Here is a 21008-nt window from a genome sequence, read left to right as displayed (position 1 = left end):
GAAGCGGGCGACCCTAGTCGATTGCCTTCGCCTCCGGTGGGATTTCGTTTGCCTGCGCCCGCCGTGGGCCGGTCCGCTTGGGAATCCCGGTGCTCAGCTTGCTGTAGTCGGTGCGCCGCGGGTGAATGACCACCACGCCTCTATTGGTGATGACGTATTCCCGGATGTCCTTGCTGTGGTTGCCGCCGCGCATTTTGATGACCACCATGGTCTTTCGAAGCTGACCGTCGATCTCCACGTAGCGCAGCCGCACGATGTCGTCGGTGAGGAACGAGATCGCGTAGTGGCTGAACTGCAGCGAGGTGAAATTGTCCTCCACCTCCACGGTCGACAGGATGGTGATCCCGGCGCCGGTGAGCGCCCCGATCATCCGGTAGAGCGACTCCCGGAAGTCGGCGCGGAAGCCTGGCGCCAGCGCCATCTCGAATCCGACCAGGGAATCGATCACCACCCGCTTGGCCCCGACCCTTTTGATCGCGTCGAGGATCGCCAGCATGGTCTCGTCCACGGAAAGGTCGAGCGGACGCAGGTAGAGGGTCTCCAGGGTCCCCTTCTTTTCGGCCGCGGCGAGCTTCAAGCCGAAAGCCTCTGCCCGTTGGATGTAGCCGTCAGGCCGCTCCTCGAAGATCACCATGATCCCCGGTTCGCCTTGGCGCAGGCCCTCGGCGATGAACTGCGTCGCAAGCGCCGACTTGCCGGTGCCAGACGGCCCGGCCACCAGCAGGCTGTCGCCCTCGATGACCCCGCCGCCCAGCATCTGATCCAGCTCGGAGATGCCGACGGAAAGCCGCTTACGCTTCGACGGCCGCGGCTTGGCGATCTCCAGTCCCAGGGTGCGCGAGAAGGCCTGTAGGCCGTCATCGGTAATCCGGATGGTGTGCAGGCCGGGCACCGAGGCCTGGCCGCGCAGCTTCATGACCTGCAGCTTGCGCACCACGGAGTTCCGCTCGGTGACCTGTGACAGCCACAGGATGCCGTCGACCATGGTGAACAGCGGATTGTCGCGGATCTCCTCCGGAACGTATTCGCCCACCAGGAAGGTCGTCGCCTCCGAACTGGTCAGGAACTGGCTCAGGCGGTGGATGAAGGACTGCACCTCCAGCTCGCCGACGGCGCTCGTCACCTTGCGCGCCAGCGAGCGGAAGGAATCCACCACCACCACGCCCGCGTTGGCGGCCGTGACCTGCGCGATGATCTCCTCCAGCACCGCGTTCAGGTCCATCTCCAGCACCAGGTCGGAGAGGTTGATGAACCGCACGGCTTCGCCGACCTTGGCATCGTCGAAGAACGAAAACTGCTGCTGGTAGCGCAGCATCTTGATCACCGGTTCCCCGAGCACCGTGAAGTAGAGCGCCGGCCGCTTGGGCGTCGCATTGGCGAAGGCGAGCTGGTGCACCAGCGTGGTCTTCCCGCACCCGGGCGAGCCGCCGATCAGGTTGAAGGAGAACTCCGGGACCCCGCCGCCGAGAATCTCGTCGAGCCCACGCACGCCGGTCGGCAGGTCGAGAATCTTGACCCTCGCCGAGCGGCGCTCGACAGCCTTCGGCAAGGCGGTTTTCGCCTTCTTACTTGGCTTTTTCACGGTCTTGCTCCTTGCCGAAATCCCGGTCTTTCGGTGGGACTTGCGGCCAAACTTCGCCCACCAGGCGTGATGTCAAACTCGGCCCGATGAAGGCCACCAGAAGTCCAAGCAGCCGGGCCAGCAGGACGACTCTGCCTTCGAGAAATTCAGCTGGATCGAGGTGGCCGCGAAGCGCCACCAACCGCTCCAGGTTTCCGGCCGTGTCCACCTGCACCGCGCGCAGCCAGGGGACTTCCGTCGTGGCCAGCGCCAGCGAGCGTCCGACAAGCGCGCGGACACCACCACTGCCCATCAATGTCGCCAGATGCGGACGCAGCTTGTCGATGGCGGGGAAAGCCACCGCGACCGCTGCCTCTGGAGAGGCGTTCCTCAAGGTCTCAATGACGATGAGGCGCTCGGCGATACTCCGCGTCTGCGGAGTGGCTCGGTCCATTTTCGCCTTACGGGCTGGCGTGCGACAGGCTCGCGCCAAGGTTAGGACCGCGGGAACTCGCCGTACTCTCTGGTCGTCCCGTAGACGAATGCCTGACCACCCTGGCCGTTCCAGAGTTGGATCGCGCTGGTCCCGATTTTTCTCAGCCAGGCTTCGAGCGCCGGCTGGGTCCAGGCCCGCATGCGGGCCACATTCGAGCGGACGAACCTCACCTTTGGCGGGTAGCCAGCTGGCACGCTGGCGCGGGGATCGCGCGTACCTTTCGCCTCCACCGCCCCGCCGGTTTGGCCGGCGCCTATTTCGCGGCTTTGGCTGCCTTGCGGAAATCGATGTCGCTGTTGGCGACCGTGTAGAGGAAGCTCGCCCACACCGCGACATTCTGGGCCAGTTCCTTGGGCTCGATCTTGTCCAGGGTGTCGTCGGCCGAGTGGTGCAGGTCGAAATACCGCGAGACATCCTGATGGAAGTCCACAAACGGCGCGCCGCCGTCGATCAGGCCACGAATGTCGGAGCCGCCCTCCTCCGGCGGCGTGCGGCTGACGATCACCTTTAGCGGTCCGATGGCGCCCAGGAACGCCTTCATCGGCGGCGCCCCGTCCGAGCCTGGCGGCAGGCTGATGCTCCAGATCAGACCGGCGCCGGAATCGCTTTCGCTGACCAGCGCCATCTTGCTGATTTCCGCGATGTGCGCAGCGGCATAAGCCGCGCCGCTGCCGGACTGCTCTTCCGAACCCCACATCACCACGCGAAGGGTCCGCTTCGGCCGCCCCTGCCCGGCAAGCCTGGCGGCTGCGACGCCGATTGCAACGCCAGCGCCGTCGTCGATCGCGCCGGTGCCGGGATCCCAGGAATCCAGGTGGCCGCCGATCAGGACGATCTCCTCCGGCGTCGCGCTGCCGCGGATCTCACCCACCACGTTCCAGGCCGGTGCGGCCGGATTCAGCGATGAGGCCAAGTTCAGCTTGACGACCACCGGTTGGCCGCGCGCCGCCATGTGCTCCAGCAGTTCCGCGTCGGGCGTCGAGAGCGCTGCGGCTGGGATTCCCGCCGCGGTGGACGAACCCGCATGCGGAAGCCGCGTGTCGTCGGTCGAGAGCGAACGGACGAGATAGGCCAGAGCGCCCCGTTTCGCCGCCTCAGTCGGCCCTTGGGTGCGGTTCGCATTGATGCCGCCATAGCCTGAGCCATCCTGGGTGCGGGTCATGCGCTCGGTGACGACGGCGATCCTTCCCGCCAACGACCCGGGCGGCTGGGCCAGCATCTCGCGGTAGGTGTGGAAGAGGACGATCGGCGCGGTGAGGCCACCCGTCGGCGTCGGGCTGGAATTGCCGAGCCCCAGGATGTTGAGCCTTTGCGGCCAGGGGCCCACCACTTCCGCCGACTCAGAGCCCCGCGACCAAGCGCTGGTCGTGAACGCTTCCACATGCACGTTCTCGAAGCCCAGGCTCCTCAGCTTGGCGACGCCCCAGTCTCGAGCGCGCTCCATCGACGGCGAGCCGACCGGCCGAGGCCCGACCTCGGTGGTCAGGCTCTCCACGACGTTCCAGGCCGTGGAGTCCGCCAAAGCCTGATCGCGGATCTGGGTGGCCTTTGACGCGAGGTCCTGGCCGGCGGCGGGCGCCGCGACAAGCATCAAAGCCGCGGCGGTCTGGAGGAGAAAGGTGCGCATCAAGCCCGGGTGCGCCGCCGACGACGCCTCGTCAAGCCGCCGACTGTAGACCTGACGGCGAGGACCCACAGGCCGATGAATGCCCCGGCGATGCCAGCGCCCAGGGCCCGCGTGCGGCGCAAGGCCATCATGATCCCGCTGGCCAGAAGGATCACGCCCGATCCAGCCCCCAAAGTGCGTGCTGCGGCCAGGACGCGGGGACCGGCTCCCACTACAGCGCCGTGTCCTGAAAGATCAGCGACAGCGCGCCCAGACCACAGAGGCCCGCCGCCCTGCCGATCGTCGCAAAGAGCGCGTAGCCGATGCTCCTGCCCCGTGCCGCCATAGATTTCCCCGGTTGTCCGTGACCTGCCCCGAGGCGTAGCTTCTCCTATCGGCCGGCAAAGCGGAATGCGATGAAGGGGCCACCTCGCGCCGTCGCTGGGCGCCAACTTGGCCGCGTCGTCGCCTCGCAGTAGGCTTGGAGCCATGCCCCCGCCCATCCGCATCCTGCTGCAGACGACCATCCCCTTCACCGAGGACGACTGGCACATCGGCCGGTTTTCGCGCCTGGCGGGCGTGCTGAGCGCCATGGAGGGCGTCGAGGTGACGGCCCGCAATCGCGAGGCGCCGCCCGGCCAGACCGACCCGGTGCTGGGAAGCCTCGACACCTCGGACTTCGACGAGATGTGGCTCTTCGCGGTGGACCTGGGCGACGGCCTGACCGGCGAGGAGTGCGCCGCCATCGGCCGGTTCCGCAAACGCGGCGGCGGGCTGATGGTCACCCGCGACCATCAGGACCTGGGCTCGTCGGTCTGCACCCTGGGAGGGGTCGGCGACGCCCACTATTTCCATTCCAAGAACCTGGACCCGGACGCCAGCCGTCGGGCCCGCGATGACCAGCTGACCCGCGACATCGACTGGCCGAACTACCATTCCGGCGCCAACGGCGATTTCCAGACAGTCGCCGCGGTCGGCGCCCGCCATCCGGTGCTGACCGGCGTGGACCGCCTGCCGTCTCATCCGCACGAGGGCGCCGTAGGCGCGCCGGCCCAGCATCCTTCAGCGCGCGTCATCTCCGCCGGCGTCAGCCAGTCGACCGGCCGGCCGTTCAACATCGCCGTGGCGTTCGAGCCCAGCGAGGAAGGCGGGCCGGCGATCGCCGAGAGCACCTTCCATCACTTCGCCGACTACAACCTGGACCCGAGCCTCGGCGCGCCCAGCTTCGTCAGCGAGGCGCCCGGCGGCGGGTTCGCGCGCGCGCCGGCGGCGCTGGCCGAGACCCATCGCTATTTCGAGAATCTCGCCCGCTGGCTCGCGGGCCGCCAGACCTAGCGCCGGCCCTTGGCCCGCCGGTCGCGGCGGCTCTCGCGCAGCTCAACCGAGACCTTGGACATGTTCTGCCGGCGGATCCGCGCGCCCTCCTCGTCGTAGAGGAACGGCACGAAGACGAAGCGCTCGCCCTTGGTCACGGGCGTCGCCTCATGCAGCAGGCCGCAGGCGAACACCGTCGCGCCGCCGACCGGCGGGCGGTAGGTGCGCGGGCCGAATTCCGGGAAGCGGAGCTCGCCGCCCTCGTAGCCGTCGTTGAGGTTCACCGAGACGGCGAACCGGCGGTGGGCCGTGCCGGCGGTGGCGTCGTCGCGGTGGCGGGAAAAGAATCCCTGCTCCTCGTCGCCATAGCGGCAGATCAGGTATCGCTCGATGTGCTGCGCCTGCCAGCCCAGGGCGCGCCGGATCATGGGAAACAGCCGGTCGCGCAGGCGTGCGGTGATCGCGTCGAGCACCGCCTCGTCCTCGATCAGGACGTCGCTTCGGCGCTTCATGAAGGTGTCGACGTGCTGCACGGTCTGACCACCGACATCCTTGGCGAAGCCGGAGACCGTGGGGCCGCCGGCGCGGTAGTAGGCGATCAGCGCCTCGCAGAGTTCCGGCTCGAAAATGCGCGGCAGGGTGAGCACCGGCGCGAACTGCGCCTCGGCCGTCGGGACGGCGGCCAGTTCCCGCGCCAGCCGGTCCAACACCACGCCCGTCGCCTCGATCGGCGCGCTCATGGCGATGCGGAACGCCGGGTCGATCAGGAACAGGCAGGGCCGCAGGTTGGTATCGTCCGCCGCGCCGTAGAGCCGGCTCACCGCCAGGTCGAAGTCCCAGAAGAAGCGCACGCCCGGATCGGAATTGACCAAGCCCCGCTGGGCGCGGTCGGCCGGGTCGACACTGACCCCGAAGAAGGCCGCATCGGCGCCGTTGAACAGGTCGCGACGCTCGAGGGCGAGGGCCAGACCCTCGGCCGGCGCGGCCTGGCCCACCGTGCCGAAGAACATCAGCACGATCCAGCGGCCGGCCACAACGTCGAGACTGTAGCGCTCGACACCATCCGTGGCGGCGGCGAAGAACGGCGCGGGTTCGCCGACCTGCGGGATCTTGCCCATCTCGGGCCTCCATGGGCGACTCAAGCGGGTCGCCTTAGCGAGCATCGCTTAGCGCGGGGTTAGGACGATGTCGCGGACGACTCCGGATCAGGCCCTCACCAGACGCCGACATTGGGCATCGACGCCCACGGTTCGGCGGGCGCCAGCGCCGGACCGGCCTGCAAGAGCTCGATGGAGATGTTGTCCGGCGAGCGGACGAAGGCCATGTGCCCGTCGCGAGGCGGACGGTTGATGACCACGCCCTTGTCCTTCAGCCGCTGACAGGTGGCGTAGATGTCGTCCACCGCATAGGCCAGGTGGCCGAAGTTGCGCCCGCCCTGATAGGCCTCGGGGTCCCAGTTGTAGGTGAGCTCGACCATCGGGGCCTTGTGGGCCTTGGCCGCGGCCTCGTCCCCCGGCGCGCAGAGGAACACCAGGGTGAAGCGGCCGCTGGCGTTCTCGATGCGCGAGGCCTCCACCAGCCCCAGCTTTTCGCAGTAGAATTCCAGCGAGGCGTCGAGGTCCGTCACCCGGACCATGGTGTGCAGGTATTTCACAGCCGATTATCCTTTTACATCGTAAGCTTGTGCGACACGGGGTCACGCGGCGTCCGCCGCGCCCGCGTGGTGCAATGGGGACAGCCGCGAACCAGTCATAAACGCCACGGCGCCATCCTGCCCGCGATTTCATTTGCGCTCGCGTAACGGTGGCATCACTTGCCGGGGAACCGCCTAAGATGCGGGTCCGCGCTCGGGGCGTAACTGATTCGCGGGGGAGCTGTAGGGGGCCCAGGAACAGCTTGATGCGGATGAAGCCACAGTACCTGTTTGTCGTCGTCGTCGCGGGCATGGTGGCGCTCTACTTCATCGCGCGCAGCCTGCTGAGCCTCGGCGCGCCGGCCCACGCCCACGCCCAGGCCAAGCCCATCGTCGGCCCGCCCAGCGTGCAGGCCAAGATGATCCCGGAGACCGAGCGGCCCTATGATGTCGTGGTGCGCGGCCGCACCCAGGCCACTCGCTCGGTGGTTGTACGCTCGGAGACCGCCGGGGTGGTCGCCCAGGCTCCGGTCCTGCAGGGAACCTACGTCAAGGAGGGCCAGGTGCTCTGTCGCCTTGCGGTCGATGCGCGCCAGGCCGCGCTCGACCAGGCGCACGCGGCGGAACGGGCCTACGAGCTGGCCGTGCAGCAGAACGAGGAGCTGGCCAAAAAGGGCTTCCGCTCGCCGACCCAGGTGCTGCAGGGTCAGGCGGCCCTGGACGCGGCCCACGCCTCGGTGCGCCAGGCCGAAATCGCGCTCGCCCAGATGAACATCAAGGCGCCCTTCGCCGGCGTCTTCGACCATCGCGACGCCGAGGTGGGGACCTACCTGAGCCCGGGCCAGCCCTGCGGCACGGTGATCGAGGTCAACCCCCTGCTGGTGGTTGGCGACGTGCCCGAAACCCAGGCCGCCAAGATGCGGGTGGGCGCCACGGCCACCGCTCGCCTGGTGTCCGGCCAGACGCTGACCGGCCGGATCCGCTATGTCAGCCGCGACGCCGACCCGCAGACCCGCACCTATCACCTTGAGATGACGCTTCCGAACCCGAAGCTCGACGTTCGTTCGGGCCTCTCGGCTGAGATGCACATCGGCGCGGGATCGGGACCGGCGCACCTGGTGCCCGTGTCGGCCCTGGTCCTCGACTCCGCGGGCCGCCAGGGCGTGCGCTATGTGGGAGCCGATGGCCGGGTGGCCTTCGCGCCCGTCGACGTCATCGAGGAGACCCACGACGGAGTGTGGGTCACCGGCCTCTCCGGCGTCGTCCAATTGATCACCGTCGGCCAGTCCTATGTCGCCGACGGCCAGAAGGTTCGTGTCGCGCTCGCGCCTTAGCGCCGGCGTGATGGGAGGAAGACGATGATCGGCGGCCTGATCGACGGAGCCATCAAGCGCAAGAAGGTCGTGCTGGGCGTCACCGCGATCGCCTGCCTCTTCGGCTTCTTCTCCTACCTCGCCATGCCGCGCGAGGCGCAGCCGGACATCGACCTGCCCTACATCTCCGTCATTGTGCCCTTCCCCGGCGTGAGCCCGGAGGACGCCGAACGGCTGTTGATCAAGCCCCTGGAGGTCCAGCTCGAGACCATCCAGGGCGTGAAGCATCTGAACGCCGTCGCCCGGCAGGATGGGGCGCTGGCCACCCTGGAATTCGACCCGAGCTTCCCCAAGCAGAAGGCCCTGGACGACGTGCGCTCCAAGGTCGACCTGGCGCGCGCCCGTTTCCCGCCGGACGCCGAGCCGCCGATCATCGAGGAACAGAGCATCGCCGACACGCCGGTCATCGGCGTCGTCCTGCACGGGCAGGCTCCGGAGCGGGAGCTGGCGCGGATATCCAAGGACCTGAAGGAACGGCTGGAAGGCGCGCCAGGCGTGCAGGAGGCCTTCGAAAGCGGCGCCCGCGAAGAGCTGCTGGACGTCACCATCGATCCGCTGCGGATGGAGGCCTACAACGTCACGGCCACCGACCTCTCGGGCGTCATCGCGCGCAACAACCAGCTGGTGCCCGCCGGCGCTCTGCGTTCAGGCGCGGGCATGTTCGCCATGAAGGTGCCGGGCGTGGTGCAGAACCCCGCCGACATCCTGGCTCTGCCGATCAAGAAGAGCGGCGACCGGATCGTCACCATCGGCGACATCGGCGACGTGCGACGCACGTTCAAGGAGCCGGATTTCATCACCCGCTTCAACGGCCAGCCGGCTGTGGCGCTCGACGTCACCAAGCGGAACGGAGCGAATATCCTCGACACGGTGAAGACCATCCGCAGCGTCGTGGCTGCCGAGCAGAAGCACTGGCCATCGACCGTGAAGGTCGACTTCACCTACGACAATTCCGACTTCATCGGCCGCACGCTCACGATCCTGGAGAGCGGCATCCTGATGGCCAGCCTGCTGGTGATGATGATCATCGTGGCCAGCCTCGGGATCCGTCAGGGGATCATCGTCGGTCTGGCCATCCCGGTCTGCTTCCTGATCGCCTTCCTGATGATGCATGCGGTGGGCGTGACCCTGAACCAGATGGTGATGTTCGGCATGGTGCTGGCGGTCGGCATCCTGGTCGATGGCGGCATCGTGGTGGTGGAATACGCCGACCGGAAGATGGCTGAAGGCCTACCCAGGGAGGAAGCTTTCGCCGCGGCCGGCAAGCGGATGTTCTGGCCGGTGGTCAACGGCACCTTGACCACCCTCTGCGCCTTCCTGCCGTTCATGTTCTGGGACTCCATCGCCGGCAAGGTGATGAGCTTCCTGCCGCTGACCCTGTTCTTCGTCCTGGGCGCCTCGATCTTCGTGGCGCTGATCTTCACGCCCGCGGTGGGATCGATCTTCGGGCGCGCAACCGCCGTCGATGCCGAGCACCTGGCCGAGATCGAGAAGTCCGAGCACGGTGACCCGCGCGAGATGAAGGGCTTCATGGGCCGCTACGCGCGCGCGGTGTCCTATCTCGGCCGCCATCCGGGCCGGACCTGCCTGGCGACGCTGGCGATCATCGTCGTGGTCGGGGCCTGGTTCGTGGCGACCCCGCACCGGACCGAGTTCTTCCTCGACCAGGATCCCGAGGAGGTGACCGTCTACGTCAAGGCGCGCGGCAACCTCTCGCCGGAGGCGCAGGACGGCCTGATGCGTCAGGTCGAGGCGCGGCTGGTCGGCGTGAAAGGCGTGGATTCGATGTACGTCCGGGCTGGCGGCATCACCTCCGTGGGCGGCCCCAACTCGCCGCCCAATGACGCCATCGGCCGAATCCAGGTGCAGTTCGACCAGTATGAGCAGCGCAAGGCGCTCGGCGTCCGCGGCAAGGATATTTCCGAGGAGATCAGCCGCCGGGTCGCCGACCTGCCGGGCATGCAGGTCGAGGTGCGCGAGCCCCAGCAGGGCCCGCCGATCGGCAAGTCGGTGCAGGTGCAGCTCTCCAGCCACGACCCCGCCGCCCTCGACAAGGCCGCCGACCTGGTCAAGGCCAGGCTCGCCGGCGACCCGCAGCTGATCGACCTGGAGGACAACCGCACCTCGCCCGGCATCGAGTACAACCTGACCGTCGACCGGGTCGCGGCCGGTCGCTACGGCGTCGACGTGTTGTCGGTGGGCCAGGCGATCCAGTTCATGACCGATGGCGTGCTGGTGGGCCGCTTCCGCCCCGACGACGCGCAGGACGAGCTCGACATTCGCGTGCGCTTCCCCACGGACGCGCGGACCGTGGCCGCCTTCGATCAGCTGAAGATCACCACGCCCTCAGGGCCGGTGCCGGCCAGCTATTTCGTCAAGCGCATTCCCAATCAGCAGGTCACCCAGATCCAGCGCCGCGAGGGCCAGCGCCTTGTGCTGATCCAGGCCAACGCCACCAAGGGCGTGGCCGCGAACCTCAAGGTCAGCCAGATCAAACAGTGGGTCGCCGACAAGGCGAACCTCGACCCTGAGGTGCACGTCCGCTTCACCGGCGCCGACGAAGAGGGCAACAAGGCGATCGTCTTCTTCATGGGGGCCGCGGCCGCGGCCCTGTTCATGATGTCCACGATCCTGCTGTGGCAGTTCAACAGCTTCTACGGCGTGGTCGTGACCCTGTCGGCGGTGATCCTGTCGACGGTCGGCGTGCTGCTGGCCATCCAGGTGAACCTGCTGCACGCCTTCGACTACATCTCGGTGATCATGCTGGGGACCGGCGTGGTGTCGCTGGCCGGCGTCGTCGTCGGCCACAACATCGTGTTGGTGGACACCTTCTACCAGCTGCGGCGCCAGGGCTTCGCGCCAGACGAGGCTGCGGTGCGCGCCGCCGCTCAGCGGTTCCGGCCGGTGATTCTGACGACCCTGGTGACGGTGGTAGGCCTGCTGCCGCTGATGTTCCAGATCCACCCCAACTTCCACAACGGCCACATCGAGTACAAGGCGCCGGGCTCGGAATGGTGGGTTCAGCTCTCGGCGGCTGTGGTCTGGGGCCTGTCGTTCGCGACCTTGCTGACGCTGGTCCTGACCCCGGTCCTGCTGGCCGCGCCGATGGTGACCTCGCGGCGCTTCGGCGCCCTGTGGCGCACGATCCGCGGCGGCGCTCCGCCTGCGGCGCCGTCCAAGCCCTACGACATCCCGCGGGCCGCGGAGTAGCCGTGGGGGAGTTGACCTCGCGCCTGGCCGGCTCGGCCGACATCCCGGCTCTGGAGGCGGTGATGGACGCCGCAATCTCCGAACTGCAACGCGGGTTCCTCTCCCCGGCGCAGATCGCCGCCAGCCGCGCGATCATGGGCCTGGACCGTCAGCTGATCGCTGACGGCACCTATTTCGTGGTCGAGGACGGCAAAGCCATCGCCGGTTGTGGCGGCTGGAGCCGCAGGGCCACGCTCTATGGCGGTGACCACTCGCCCGGCCGCGACGCCGCTCTGCTGGACCCCGCGACCGACGCGGCGAGGGTGCGAGCCATGTACACCCATCCCGATTTCGCCCGGCGTGGCGTCGGACGCCTGATCCTGATGTTGTGCGAGGGCGCCGCCCGCGCCGAGGGGTTCAAGCGCCTGGAGCTCATGGGCACAAGGTCCGGCCGCCCGCTCTACGAGGCGGCCGGTTTCCAGCCCATCGAAGAGATCGTCGACGCCCGCGGCGGAGCGCCTGTGCCGCTGACCCGGATGGGGAAGGTCATTCCCTCCTGATCCTCAGCCTGGCGCCCGCCGCGACGCGTCAGGTCGCATTGATGTCAGTTCGACGCGGCGACGCTGGCCGCTGACTGCCGGTGCAGCTCATAGAGCTGCGTCACGGTCGGCGCGGCGAGATCGGCCACGGCGCGGTCCATGCTGCCGCGATAGCAGGTCGTGTTTTTGACCGCCCAGCGATAGTCCGGCAGGCTGAAGCCGGATGCCCCGCAGGCCTCCAGGGCCGCATGGCTGATCCGCTGCAACATCGCCTCCGATCCCGGCTGGCTCGCGAGATCAAGGTCGCCGAATTTGATTGCGACCTGCGTCGGCAGGCTTTCGATCTCGCGCGCCGCATCGGCTTCGCTCACGGCGGCGGCCCGGGCTGACGCCGCGCCCGCCAGGGCGAAGGCGCAACCGAGGGCGACGAGGATTCTGCTGTTCATGATCTCACTCCCAAAAAGCGTTTCCGTGTCTCCGACTTCTGATGAGTCGGGTGTCTGCGTCGCAGCCTGAAGATGGCGCGATGCTCGCTATATGGGCGATATCGAGCGAATTTGGAGGTAGCCTGCGTTAAAAGTCAGCTCAGTACAAAATTCCGAGCGCGAATTTCCGAGAACAGCTTGACGCGCGGATAGCAGGGTCCGGGCGGCGTCCTAGGTTTCCCGCGTCTGCCGGCGCCACAGCGCGGCGTATTCCCCGGTCTTGGCCAGCAGTTCGGCGTGGGTTCCGCGCTCCACGATGCGGCCGCGGCGCAGGACCAGGATCTGATCGGCGTCCACGATGGTCGATAGCCGGTGGGCGATGACCAGGGTGGTTCGCCCGGCCTTGACCTTGCGCAGGGTCTCCTGGATCGCGGCCTCCGTGGGCCCGTCGAGGGCGCTGGTCGCCTCGTCGAGGATCAGAATGCGGGGATTGGCCAGCAGGGCGCGGGCGATGCCCACCCGCTGACGCTCGCCGCCGGAGAGCTTGAGCCCCCGTTCGCCGACCATGGTCGACATGCCGTTCGGCAGGCCGTCGATGAAGGGGCCGAGCTCGGCGGCCTCGGCGGCCGCGCGGACCTCGTCATTGGCCGCGCCCGGTCGGGCGAAGGCGATGTTGGCGTAGAGCGTGTCGTTGAACAGGGCCACGTCCTGCGGCACCAGGGCGACGGCCTGGCGCAGCGACGTCTGCTTCACCTGCCGCATGTCCAGGCCCTCGATCAGCACCCGGCCGTCCTGGGGGTCGAGCAGGCGCATGGCCAGGCGCACGGCGGTGGTTTTGCCCGCGCCAGAGGGCCCGACCAGCGCCGTCGTCGCGCCCGCCGCCGTCTCGAAGCTCACGTCACGCAGGCCCACCGAGCGGGCGTCATGCTGGAAGCTCACGTGGTCGAAGGCGACCGAGGCGCCCCGGCCGCTCGCCGGCGGCAGGTCCTCGGCGTCCGGCGCATCGACGATGTCGGCCGCGATGTCGCGCAGGGAGACCATCTGCTCCATGTCGATGAAGGCCTGACGGATCTCACGGTACTGGAAGCCCAGCATGCCCAACGGCGCATAGAGGTTCCGCAGCAGCGCGGTCGCGGTGTAGAGCCCGCCGACGGTCATGTCGCCGTGCACCACCCAGACACCGGTCGCCACGGTCATCACCGCCAGCCCGATCTGCATGATCAGCGTCTGGGCCGCGTTCAGCATGTTGAGCGAGGTGTTGGCCTGGACGCTGGCGTCCACGTATTCGCCCATGGCGTCGTCATAGGCCCGGCCGGCGCGGTCCTCCGCCCCGAAGGTCTTCACCGTCTCATAGTTGATCAGCGCATCCACCGAGAGGCCCGCCGCGCGGTTGTCGGTCTCGTTCAGTCGCCGGCGATGGCTGAGCCGCCAGTTGGTGATCCGGAAGGTGATCAAGGTATAGAGGACGATGGTCACCAGGGTGATCGCCGAGAAGGTCCAGCCCAGCTTCACCGCCATAACGCCCAGGGCGAGCACCAGCTCGACCAGCGTCGGTCCGATGCTGAAGACCACGGTGCGGATCAGGAAATCCGTGGACCGCGATCCCCGATCGATCACCCGCGAAAGGGTCCCCATCTGCTTCGACTGGTGGAAGTCCAGCGACAGCCCCAGGACATGCTGAAAGCTCTCCACGGCCGCCTTGGCCATGGTCGACTGCGACACGCGGTAGAAGATCGCGTCGCGCATATAGGGTGTCCAGGCCGCGGCGAGGCCCAGCGCCGACGACCCCAGGGCGGCGACAATGAACAGGGCCAGAGACGGCGCGCCGGTCTTGGGCGCGAGGTGATTGATGGCGTCGCCGAACAGGACCGGGGAAATCACGCCGGCGAACTTGCCCACGAACACCAGCGCCAGCGCCGCGGTGATCCGCACGCGCAGATAGGGCGCGCCGGAACGCATCACCAGCCGGCCAAGGTCGGCCATGGAGCCCCAGAAGCCGAACCTCGTCTCAGCCGGCGCGGTCTCGCCGCCGAAGCGGCGGGTCGTTCCAGGGTGGGCGAAGGCCAACCGTTGCTCCGTCAGTGCACGAGAAGGGTGGATTGCACGCCGCCGCCAGGCGTCATCCAGTCGACCCGCAGGCCGGCAGGGTTGAGCTGGCTACGCACGGGCCCCTGCGCAAGGGGCGCCGCGGGCGACAGCTGCGCCGTTACCTGGTCGGCGAAGCCGTCGCCGGAAATCTGGATCAGGTGGGCGCCCGGGCGGATCGGGGTCTGCGATCCCAGGCTCACAGCGAAGCGTCCGGCCGGGGTAGCCCGGCCCTCCGCGGCCTCGCGGCCGTCCAGGCGCAGGATCACGGTGGCGCCGGGCGCGACCTGGGCGGAAACCTCCACGCCGCCGCCCCGGTCGAAGTCGATGGCGCGAAGACCTGCCCGCGCGGGCGCATCGATGCGAAGCGCGCCCGTACCGGCCCGCAACAGCGCCGCCTGCCCCTGCGGCGCCACCAGCACATAGCCTTCGGCCTGCACCTGGCGGCCGTGCTCGCTGGCCGAGAGGCCGAAGATCTGCGCCTCGGACGCGGGGGGCCGGACAAGCGTCCAGCGGCCGAGGGCGTCCGCGGTGGCGAAGCTCGCCTGCCCGGCCGGCGTCGCCAGGCGCACCTTGGCCCCCGCGGGCGCCGCGCCGGCCAGCGTGATCCCGGTGGGCCCCGGCCGCACCGAGTCGAGCTGCGGCGGGGTCAGGTTGCCCGCTTCCTGGGCCGCGGCCTCCCCCTCGGGTCTCGCCGCGGGCGCGCGCGATCCGCAGCCGGCGAGCGCGATGGCCGCGACGAACAGGAGCACGGCGGACGTGGATTTGGCGGGAACCACGGTTTGGTTGAAACTCCTTAACCCTGAGCCTAGCTAATCGGGCTTAGATCGCGCGCCGACAAGGCCCGCGAATATCCCCGGAGTCTCTATCGATGGGCGGCAAGCCCCACAGCCTGAAGTCCGTATGCGTGTTCTGCGGCTCGTCCGACGCCGCCGATCCGGCCTATCTGCGCGCGGCGGGCGACCTCGGCCGGGCGTTGGCGGAAGCGGACCTCCGGCTGGTCTATGGCGGCGGCGGCGTCGGCCTGATGGGGGCCACCGCCCGCGCCGCACATGACGCCGGGGGCAAGGTGCTGGGCGTCATTCCCGGCTTCCTGCTCGGCAAGGAACGCGCCCTGGAGACCGTCGAGCATGTGGTCGTCAAGTCGATGCACGAGCGCAAGCAGATGTTCTTCGAGGAGTCCGACGGCTTCGTCATCCTGCCGGGCGGCATCGGCACCCTGGAAGAGGTGATCGAGCTCCTGTCGTGGCGACGGCTCGACCTGCACACCATGCCGGTTGTCTTCTATAACCCGGACAACTTCTGGGGGCCGCTGTTCGCCCTCTTCCAGCACACCGTCGACGCCAAGCTGACGCCGCCGGCTTTCATGGGCGCCTGGACCGTGGTCGACCAGGTCGCTGACATCCTCCCGGCCCTGTTCGCAGGTCCGAAGGCAGGTTCGTCCGCAATGCTTAGCAGCGTGACCTAAACAGGGTCGCTCCCGCTGCGCGGGTAAGGAAAAGGCTACGGCACGTTGGCGTCCAGTTCGTCCAGCCAGACCTTGGCCGTACCGTCGGAGGGCGCGCGCCAGTCGCCGCGGGGCGAGAGCGCGCCGCCGGAGATCACCTTCGGCCCGTTGGGCATGGCCGAGCGCTTGAACTGGCTGATCTCGAAGAAGCGATAGAGGAAGACCCCCAGCCACTTCTTGATGGCGGCGAGGTCGTAGGCGTTGCGGGCGCCCTTCGGGAAATTCGGCGGCCAATCGCCGGCGCGGGCGTCTCGCCAGGCGTGCCAGGCCAGGAAAGCGACCTTGGACGGCCTGAGCCCGAAGCGGGTGATGTGGTAGAGGCTGAAATCCTGCAGTTCGTAGGGCCCAACCTTGGCCTGAGTCGACTGGATCGCCCCCGAGTCGTCGGCCGGCACCAGCTCTGGCGAGATCTCGGTCTCGAGGATCGCCAGCAGGGTCCCCGACGCGCCTTCGTCCATCTGGCCGGTCTTCACCACCCAGCGGATCAGGTGCTGGATCAGGGTCTTCGCCAGCGAGCCGTTGACGTTGTAGTGGCTCATCTGGTCGCCGACGCCGTAGGTGCACCAGCCCAGCGCCAGCTCCGACAGGTCGCCGGTGCCCAGCACCAGGCCGGAATGCTGGTTCGCCAAGCGGAACAGATAGTCGGTGCGCAAGCCGGCCTGCACGTTCTCGAAGGTCACGTCATAGACCTTCTCGCCCTTGGCGAAGGGATGGCCGATGTCCTCGAAGACGCGCAGGGCGGCCGGCTTGATGTCGATCTCCTGACCGGTGACCCCAAGGGCCTTCATCAGGGCCCAGGCGTTGGATTTGGTCCCCTCGCTGGTGGCGAAGCCGGGCATGGTGAAGCCCAGGATGTCCGAGCGCGGCTTGCCCAGCACGTCGAACGCCCTGCACGCCACCAGTAGGGCATGCGTCGAGTCCAGGCCGCCTGAGATGCCGATGACCAGGGTCTTGCTCTTGGTGGCGCGCAGACGCTGGCTGAGGCCCTGCACCTGGATGTTGAAGGCTTCGTAGCAGTCCTGATCGAGGCGCGCGGGGTCGTGCGGCACAAAGGGGAAGCGGTCGAGGCGACGCTCCAGGCCCTGGTCCTCATAGGAAGGCTCGTGGTTGAAACGCACCTTGCGGAACGACTTCTCAGGCCATCCGGCCGCCGCCGCGGCGTTGTTGAATGTGGGCGTGCGCATGCGCTCAAGCCTGAGGCGCTCGACGTCGATGTCGGCCACCGCCATCTGGGCGTGGGTCGGGAAACGGTCGGTCTGAGCCATCAGCCGGCCGAGCTCGTGGACCGAGGCCTGGCCGTCCCAGGCAAGATCGGTGGTGCTCTCTCCGGGGCCCGCGGCCGAATAGAGGTAAGCCGCCATGCAGCGCATGGATTGCGAGGCGCAGAGCAGTTCGCGCTCATCCGACTTCCCAACCACGATGTTGGAGGCCGAGAGGTTGCAGAGGATGAGCGCCCCGGCCAGGGCGGCGCGCGTGGACGGCGGGGTCGGCGACCAGAAGTCCTCGCAGATCTCGGCGCCGAAACTGAAGTCGGCCAGGTCCGTCGCTTCGAACAGCAGGTCGGTGCCGAAGGGGATCGGTTGGCCGCCCAGCTCCATGGTCAGGCCGGTCACGCCCGCGCCAGGCGCGAACCAGCGATTCTCATAGAATTCCCGATAGTTAGGCAGGAAACTTTTCGGGACGACTCCGAGAATCCGGCCCCGCGCGATGACCACGGCGCAGTTGTAGAGCGCGCCTGCATGTTCCAGCGGCGCGCCCACGACCAGGACCGGGGCGAGGTCGAGGCTCTCGGCCACCAGGCCGGCGATCTCGACCTCAACCTGCCTCAGGAGGGCGTCCTGCAGGAGGAGATCGTCGATGGCGTAGGCGGACAATCCGAGCTCCGGGAACAGCATCAGATCGCAGCCGCGCGCATGGCCGGCCTTGGCGAGTTCCAGGGTCTGGGCGGCGTTGAAGCTAGGGTCGCCGACGGCCACCGCCGGGGTGCAGGCCGCGACGCGTACGAAGCCGTGGCTGTGGATTGCGTGGAACGGTCTCGTCACGGGCGGCGCGCCTCTCATCCCCCGCCACTAGCGCCTGATTTGGCGCCCGGGAGAAATGCTCACTTTGAGCATATATAGGCGGGGCATTGAGGAATGGCAAAGCCGCCCTTCCCCCAACGCCGGTTCAGTCGTCGCGGTGGACCCGCTCGCGGCGCTCGTGGCGTTCCTGGGCTTCCAGGCTGAGCGTGGCGATCGGCCGGGCGTCGAGCCGGGCGACGCCGATCGGCTCGCCTGTCTCTTCGCAGTAGCCATAGCTGCCGTCCTCGATCCGCCGCAGCGCTTCGTCGATCTTGGAGATCAGCTTACGTTGCCGGTCGCGGGTGCGCAGCTCAAGAGAGCGGTCTGTCTCCGACGAGGCGCGATCGGCCAGGTCCGGATGATTTTCGGTTTCGCTCTGTAGATGTTTGAGGGTCTCTCCAGATTCGCGGAGAATATCCTCTTTCCAATCAATCAGCTTCTGCCTGAAATACTCAAGCTGACGCTCATTCATGAACTCTTCGTCCTCGGAAGGACGGTAACCAGGACGATCAGCCAACACGGCAGATGCCTTCATGGACACTCCGAGCCCCCTAAGCCGCCCGAGACACGCGGGGGGCTTATAGCAAACAAAACAGTGGTTTCAATCTTAACGCGAAAGCTCGTGCGTTTAGGCCGCACGGGCGGCCTGCTCGAGCTTGGCCATCTCGACGGCGGCGCGCAGCTCGATGTCATCCAGCACAGCCTCCAGATTCGGATCTTCGGTCTGCTCGCGCTCGTCGCGGATGGCGCGGCGCAGGCGATCGAGATCGCCAGACGAGAGTTCGCCTTCCAGCATGCCGACCTTGATGTCGTCCAGCACATCCAGGATGCGCCCGGCGCGGCGGACGGCCCGGCGCTTGCGCTCCAGGGGCCCGCCGACGTCCTGCAGGGCCAGCAGCGCCTCGACGCCCATGACGCCGCGGGTCGCCGAAACGGAGGATGCTTGGGCGGCGCCGGTGGCGGCCTCCGGCGTGATGATTCGGAAGCCTTCGCCGTCGGCGCCGCGCGCCGGGCGAGCGCCAGAGGACGATCCGATCCCGCTTGGGCCGGTGACCTTCATGCTGCGCGCTTCAAATCCCTGTGGTTCACACTTGACGCCCTGTTGTCGGCCGCCAAGCTTGCAGCATGGTTAATGCCGGGCAAAATCTGCCGCCGGCGCCGATCGGGCCGCGTCAGCGCGCCGCGCCAAACTGATTTCATTGGATTTTCCGAGCGCCCGATTTGGCATGCGGATCGCATAGGGAGGCGCGAAGCAGCTGCCACCGGTAAATCATGCGACTTTTCTTCCGTCTCGCCCCCGTTCTCCTTCTGGCCATGAGCCTGGCCATAGGGCTTAGCGCCGGGCCAGCGGCCGCCAAGTCCCGCATCAAGGACATCGTCGAGTTCGAGGGCGTGCGCGGCAACCACCTGGTCGGCTACGGCCTCGTCGTGGGCCTGGCCGGCACCGGGGACGCCCTGCGCAACGCGCCCTTCACCCAGCAAAGCCTGCAGTCGGCGCTGGAGCGGCTGGGCGTCAACACCCGCGCCGCCACGCCGAACACCAAGGACGTGGCCGCAGTCATGGTCATCGCCGACCTGCCGCCATTTTCCGCGCCCGGCGCGAAGATCGACGTGACCGTCTCGGCGATCGGCGACGCCAAGAGCCTGCTCGGCGGCAACCTCGTGATGGCTCCGCTCTACGGCCCCGACGGCAAGGTCTACGCCGTGGCGCAGGGGACGGTGCAGACCGGCTCGGTGAGCGCATCGGGCGCATCGGGCTCGACGATCACCAAGGGCGTGCCCACCGCCGGCCGCATCGCCGGCGGGGCCAGCGTCGAACTGGACACCGCCACCAACGGCGACAACTTCCAGTTCGCCAGCATGACCACGCTGCGCCTCACACTTCGCAACCCCGACTTCACCACCGCCCAGCGCATCGCCGAGGTCATCAACGGCCGCTTCCCCGGCACGGCGCAGGCGCAGAACCCGACGATCGTCGCCATCACCCCGCCGGCTGGCCAGAACATGGTCAGCTTCGTGGGCCAGATGGAGAACCTCACCGTCGACGTCGATTCCCCCGCCAAGGTGGTGATCGACGAGGTGGCCGGCGTGATCGTGATGGGCGAGGCGGTGCGCATCTCCACCGTCGCCATTCAGCAGGGCAACCTGACGATCACCGTGCGCGAGAGCTCCCAGGTCAGTCAGCCCACCGCCTTCTCCACAGGCGGCACCACCGCCATCGTGCCGCAGTCGGACATTTCGGTGGACGAGGAGAAGGGCAAGAAGTTCGTCACTATGAAGAGCGGCGCGTCGCTGTCGTCGCTGGTGGCCGGGCTGAACGCGCTGGGCGTCACGCCGCGCGACATGATCTCCATTCTGCAGAGCATCAAGACTGCCGGGGCCCTCCAGGCCGAGATCCAGGTGCAATAATGACCGACCTCACCGCCGCCGCCTTCCCCGCCAATCTCCTGACCCCGGCCGCGCCGGCCGCCGCCGCGCCCAGCGCCGCGGAACTGGCCAAGCGCGGCCAGATCAAGGACACGGCGCAGAAGTTCGAATCTTCATTTCTGTCGGTGATGATCGGCCAGATGTTCGAGCATGAGGACGACGGGACCGACAAAGCCTTCACCGGCGGTTCGGGCGCCGACATGTTCAAGTCGTTCCTCGCCGACGGCATCGCCAAGAAGATGGTCGCCAATGGCGGCGTCGGCCTGGCCGCCTCGGTTCAGCGCGAGATGCTCAAGATGCAGGGGCTGCATTGATGACCTTACCGACCGACGAGACCTTCGAGCGCGTTGAGCAGCTGATCCTGCTCACCGACCGCCTGACCGCCATCGTGGCCGACCAGGCCAAGGCCTTCGAGGCCCGCAAGCCCCACGAAGCGGCGACCTATATCGAGGAGACCCAGCGCCTCGCCAACCTGTACCGTCACGAGTCGGCCCGCATCCGCGCCAATCCCGCCCTGGTCGACAGCGCCCCGCGCGATCAGCGGATGCGCCTGATCCGCGCCACGGAAGCTTTCGACGCCGTCCTGGCCCGTCAGGCTCGCGCGGTGGGCGCCGCCAAGACCGTGACCGAAGGCCTGGTCCGGGCGATCGCCGAAGAGGTCGCCAGCCAGCGGCAGAAGGGCGTCAGCTACGGCGCCAACGGGACGCAGACCCCGACCGCCGCCGCCACAGCGATCACGCTCAACAAGCGCGCCTGATTCAAACAAGCGTTTGACGCATCCCCTCGGCTGGCG

The 21008-nt window shown here is 67.9% G+C and carries 19 protein-coding genes; 8 read left to right on the top strand and 11 right to left on the bottom strand.

Annotated elements, in window-relative coordinates; genetic code table 11:
- Positions 1–13 precede the first annotated feature (13 nt).
- The 3 genes from E8A12_RS19995 to E8A12_RS19985 all read right to left on the bottom strand — a co-directional run bounded on the left by E8A12_RS19995 (position 14) and on the right by E8A12_RS19985 (position 3684).
- Complete coding sequence (locus E8A12_RS19995; protein ID WP_293372102.1) at positions 14–1582, bottom strand: ATPase domain-containing protein; 1569 nt, start codon at positions 1580–1582, stop codon at positions 14–16.
- Entirely contained in the window at positions 1566–2015 is a 450-nt protein-coding gene (locus E8A12_RS19990; protein ID WP_293372100.1) for a hypothetical protein, read from the bottom strand. Before E8A12_RS19990 ends, E8A12_RS19995 begins: the two co-directional genes overlap by 17 nt.
- Before the next feature lie 295 nt (positions 2016–2310).
- Positions 2311–3684 carry a M28 family peptidase gene (locus E8A12_RS19985; protein WP_293372098.1) on the bottom strand — a complete coding sequence of 458 codons (1374 nt, stop codon included), beginning with the start codon at positions 3682–3684 and terminating at the stop codon, positions 2311–2313.
- 468 nt (positions 3685–4152) lie between these two features.
- Here E8A12_RS19985 and E8A12_RS19980 point away from each other — a divergent pair, with 468 nt between their 5' ends.
- Complete coding sequence (locus E8A12_RS19980) at positions 4153–4998, top strand: hypothetical protein (RefSeq protein ID WP_293372097.1); 846 nt, start codon at positions 4153–4155, stop codon at positions 4996–4998.
- Here E8A12_RS19980 and E8A12_RS19975 read toward each other — a convergent pair.
- Together E8A12_RS19975 and E8A12_RS19970 are read right to left on the bottom strand one after the other, a co-directional pair.
- Positions 4995–6095: a 2OG-Fe(II) oxygenase gene (locus tag E8A12_RS19975; protein ID WP_293372095.1), complete on the bottom strand. Its 1101-nt coding sequence runs from the start codon at positions 6093–6095 to the stop codon at positions 4995–4997. The genes E8A12_RS19980 and E8A12_RS19975 overlap by 4 nt on opposite strands.
- A 95-nt stretch (positions 6096–6190) precedes the next feature.
- A complete protein-coding gene (locus E8A12_RS19970; protein WP_293372093.1) occupies positions 6191–6631 on the bottom strand; it encodes a VOC family protein in 441 nt (146 codons plus the stop codon).
- A gap of 245 nt (positions 6632–6876) precedes the next feature.
- Between E8A12_RS19970 and E8A12_RS19965 the strand changes: the two genes are divergently transcribed.
- The 3 genes from E8A12_RS19965 (at position 6877) to E8A12_RS19955 (ending at position 11732) form a co-directional block, all read left to right on the top strand.
- A complete protein-coding gene (locus E8A12_RS19965) occupies positions 6877–7944 on the top strand; it encodes an efflux RND transporter periplasmic adaptor subunit (protein ID WP_293372091.1) in 1068 nt (355 codons plus the stop codon).
- Positions 7945–7968: 24 nt separating this feature from the next.
- A complete protein-coding gene (locus E8A12_RS19960) occupies positions 7969–11193 on the top strand; it encodes an efflux RND transporter permease subunit (RefSeq protein WP_293372089.1) in 3225 nt (1074 codons plus the stop codon).
- Positions 11194–11255: 62 nt separating this feature from the next.
- Positions 11256–11732, top strand: coding sequence for a GNAT family N-acetyltransferase (locus tag E8A12_RS19955; protein WP_293372118.1), 477 nt, complete (start codon positions 11256–11258; stop codon positions 11730–11732).
- 44 nt (positions 11733–11776) lie between these two features.
- Here the strand turns inward: E8A12_RS19955 and E8A12_RS19950 are convergent, their stop codons facing one another.
- From E8A12_RS19950 to E8A12_RS19940, 3 genes are all read right to left on the bottom strand, one after another.
- Positions 11777–12157, bottom strand: coding sequence for a UrcA family protein (locus tag E8A12_RS19950; protein WP_293372087.1), 381 nt, complete (start codon positions 12155–12157; stop codon positions 11777–11779).
- A 210-nt stretch (positions 12158–12367) separates the two neighbouring features.
- Positions 12368–14119 carry an ABC transporter ATP-binding protein/permease gene (locus tag E8A12_RS19945; RefSeq protein WP_293372116.1) on the bottom strand — a complete coding sequence of 584 codons (1752 nt, stop codon included), beginning with the start codon at positions 14117–14119 and terminating at the stop codon, positions 12368–12370.
- Between the two features lie 95 nt (positions 14120–14214).
- Positions 14215–15000: a hypothetical protein gene (locus E8A12_RS19940; RefSeq protein ID WP_293372085.1), complete on the bottom strand. Its 786-nt coding sequence runs from the start codon at positions 14998–15000 to the stop codon at positions 14215–14217.
- A 92-nt stretch (positions 15001–15092) separates the two neighbouring features.
- Between E8A12_RS19940 and E8A12_RS19935 the strand changes: the two genes are divergently transcribed.
- Positions 15093–15689 (top strand): TIGR00730 family Rossman fold protein, encoded by a 597-nt coding sequence (locus E8A12_RS19935; RefSeq protein ID WP_293372083.1) that lies wholly within the window; start codon positions 15093–15095, stop codon positions 15687–15689.
- A 35-nt stretch (positions 15690–15724) separates the two neighbouring features.
- Here the strand turns inward: E8A12_RS19935 and E8A12_RS19930 are convergent, their stop codons facing one another.
- The 3 genes from E8A12_RS19930 to E8A12_RS19920 all read right to left on the bottom strand — a co-directional run bounded on the left by E8A12_RS19930 (position 15725) and on the right by E8A12_RS19920 (position 18848).
- The gene (locus E8A12_RS19930; RefSeq protein WP_293372081.1) at positions 15725–17788 is read right to left on the bottom strand and encodes an NAD(+) synthase; all 2064 of its coding nucleotides are present in this window, start codon (positions 17786–17788) and stop codon (positions 15725–15727) included.
- A gap of 106 nt (positions 17789–17894) precedes the next feature.
- The gene (gene dksA / locus E8A12_RS19925) at positions 17895–18323 is read right to left on the bottom strand and encodes an RNA polymerase-binding protein DksA (RefSeq protein WP_293372079.1); all 429 of its coding nucleotides are present in this window, start codon (positions 18321–18323) and stop codon (positions 17895–17897) included.
- Between the two features lie 93 nt (positions 18324–18416).
- Entirely contained in the window at positions 18417–18848 is a 432-nt protein-coding gene (locus E8A12_RS19920; protein ID WP_293372077.1) for a flagellar assembly protein FliX, read from the bottom strand.
- Positions 18849–19102: 254 nt separating this feature from the next.
- Between E8A12_RS19920 and E8A12_RS19915 the strand changes: the two genes are divergently transcribed.
- From E8A12_RS19915 to E8A12_RS19905, 3 genes are read left to right on the top strand one after another with little or no spacing between them, the layout of a single operon-like run.
- Entirely contained in the window at positions 19103–20197 is a 1095-nt protein-coding gene (locus E8A12_RS19915) for a flagellar basal body P-ring protein FlgI (RefSeq protein ID WP_293372114.1), read from the top strand.
- Positions 20197–20529, top strand: a complete 333-nt coding sequence (locus E8A12_RS19910; protein ID WP_363212547.1) for a rod-binding protein — start codon at positions 20197–20199, stop codon at positions 20527–20529. Before E8A12_RS19915 ends, E8A12_RS19910 begins: the two co-directional genes overlap by 1 nt.
- Positions 20529–20972, top strand: coding sequence for a flagellar basal body protein (locus E8A12_RS19905; RefSeq protein WP_293372075.1), 444 nt, complete (start codon positions 20529–20531; stop codon positions 20970–20972). The genes E8A12_RS19910 and E8A12_RS19905 overlap by 1 nt, the downstream gene beginning before the upstream one ends.
- Positions 20973–21008 lie beyond the last annotated feature (36 nt).

This window comes from Phenylobacterium sp., assembly GCF_004799395.1.
Taxonomy (GTDB): Bacteria; Pseudomonadota; Alphaproteobacteria; order Caulobacterales; family Caulobacteraceae; genus Phenylobacterium.
The sequence above is the reverse complement of the archived record's forward strand: the minus strand, read 5'-3'. Positions and strand labels throughout refer to the sequence as shown.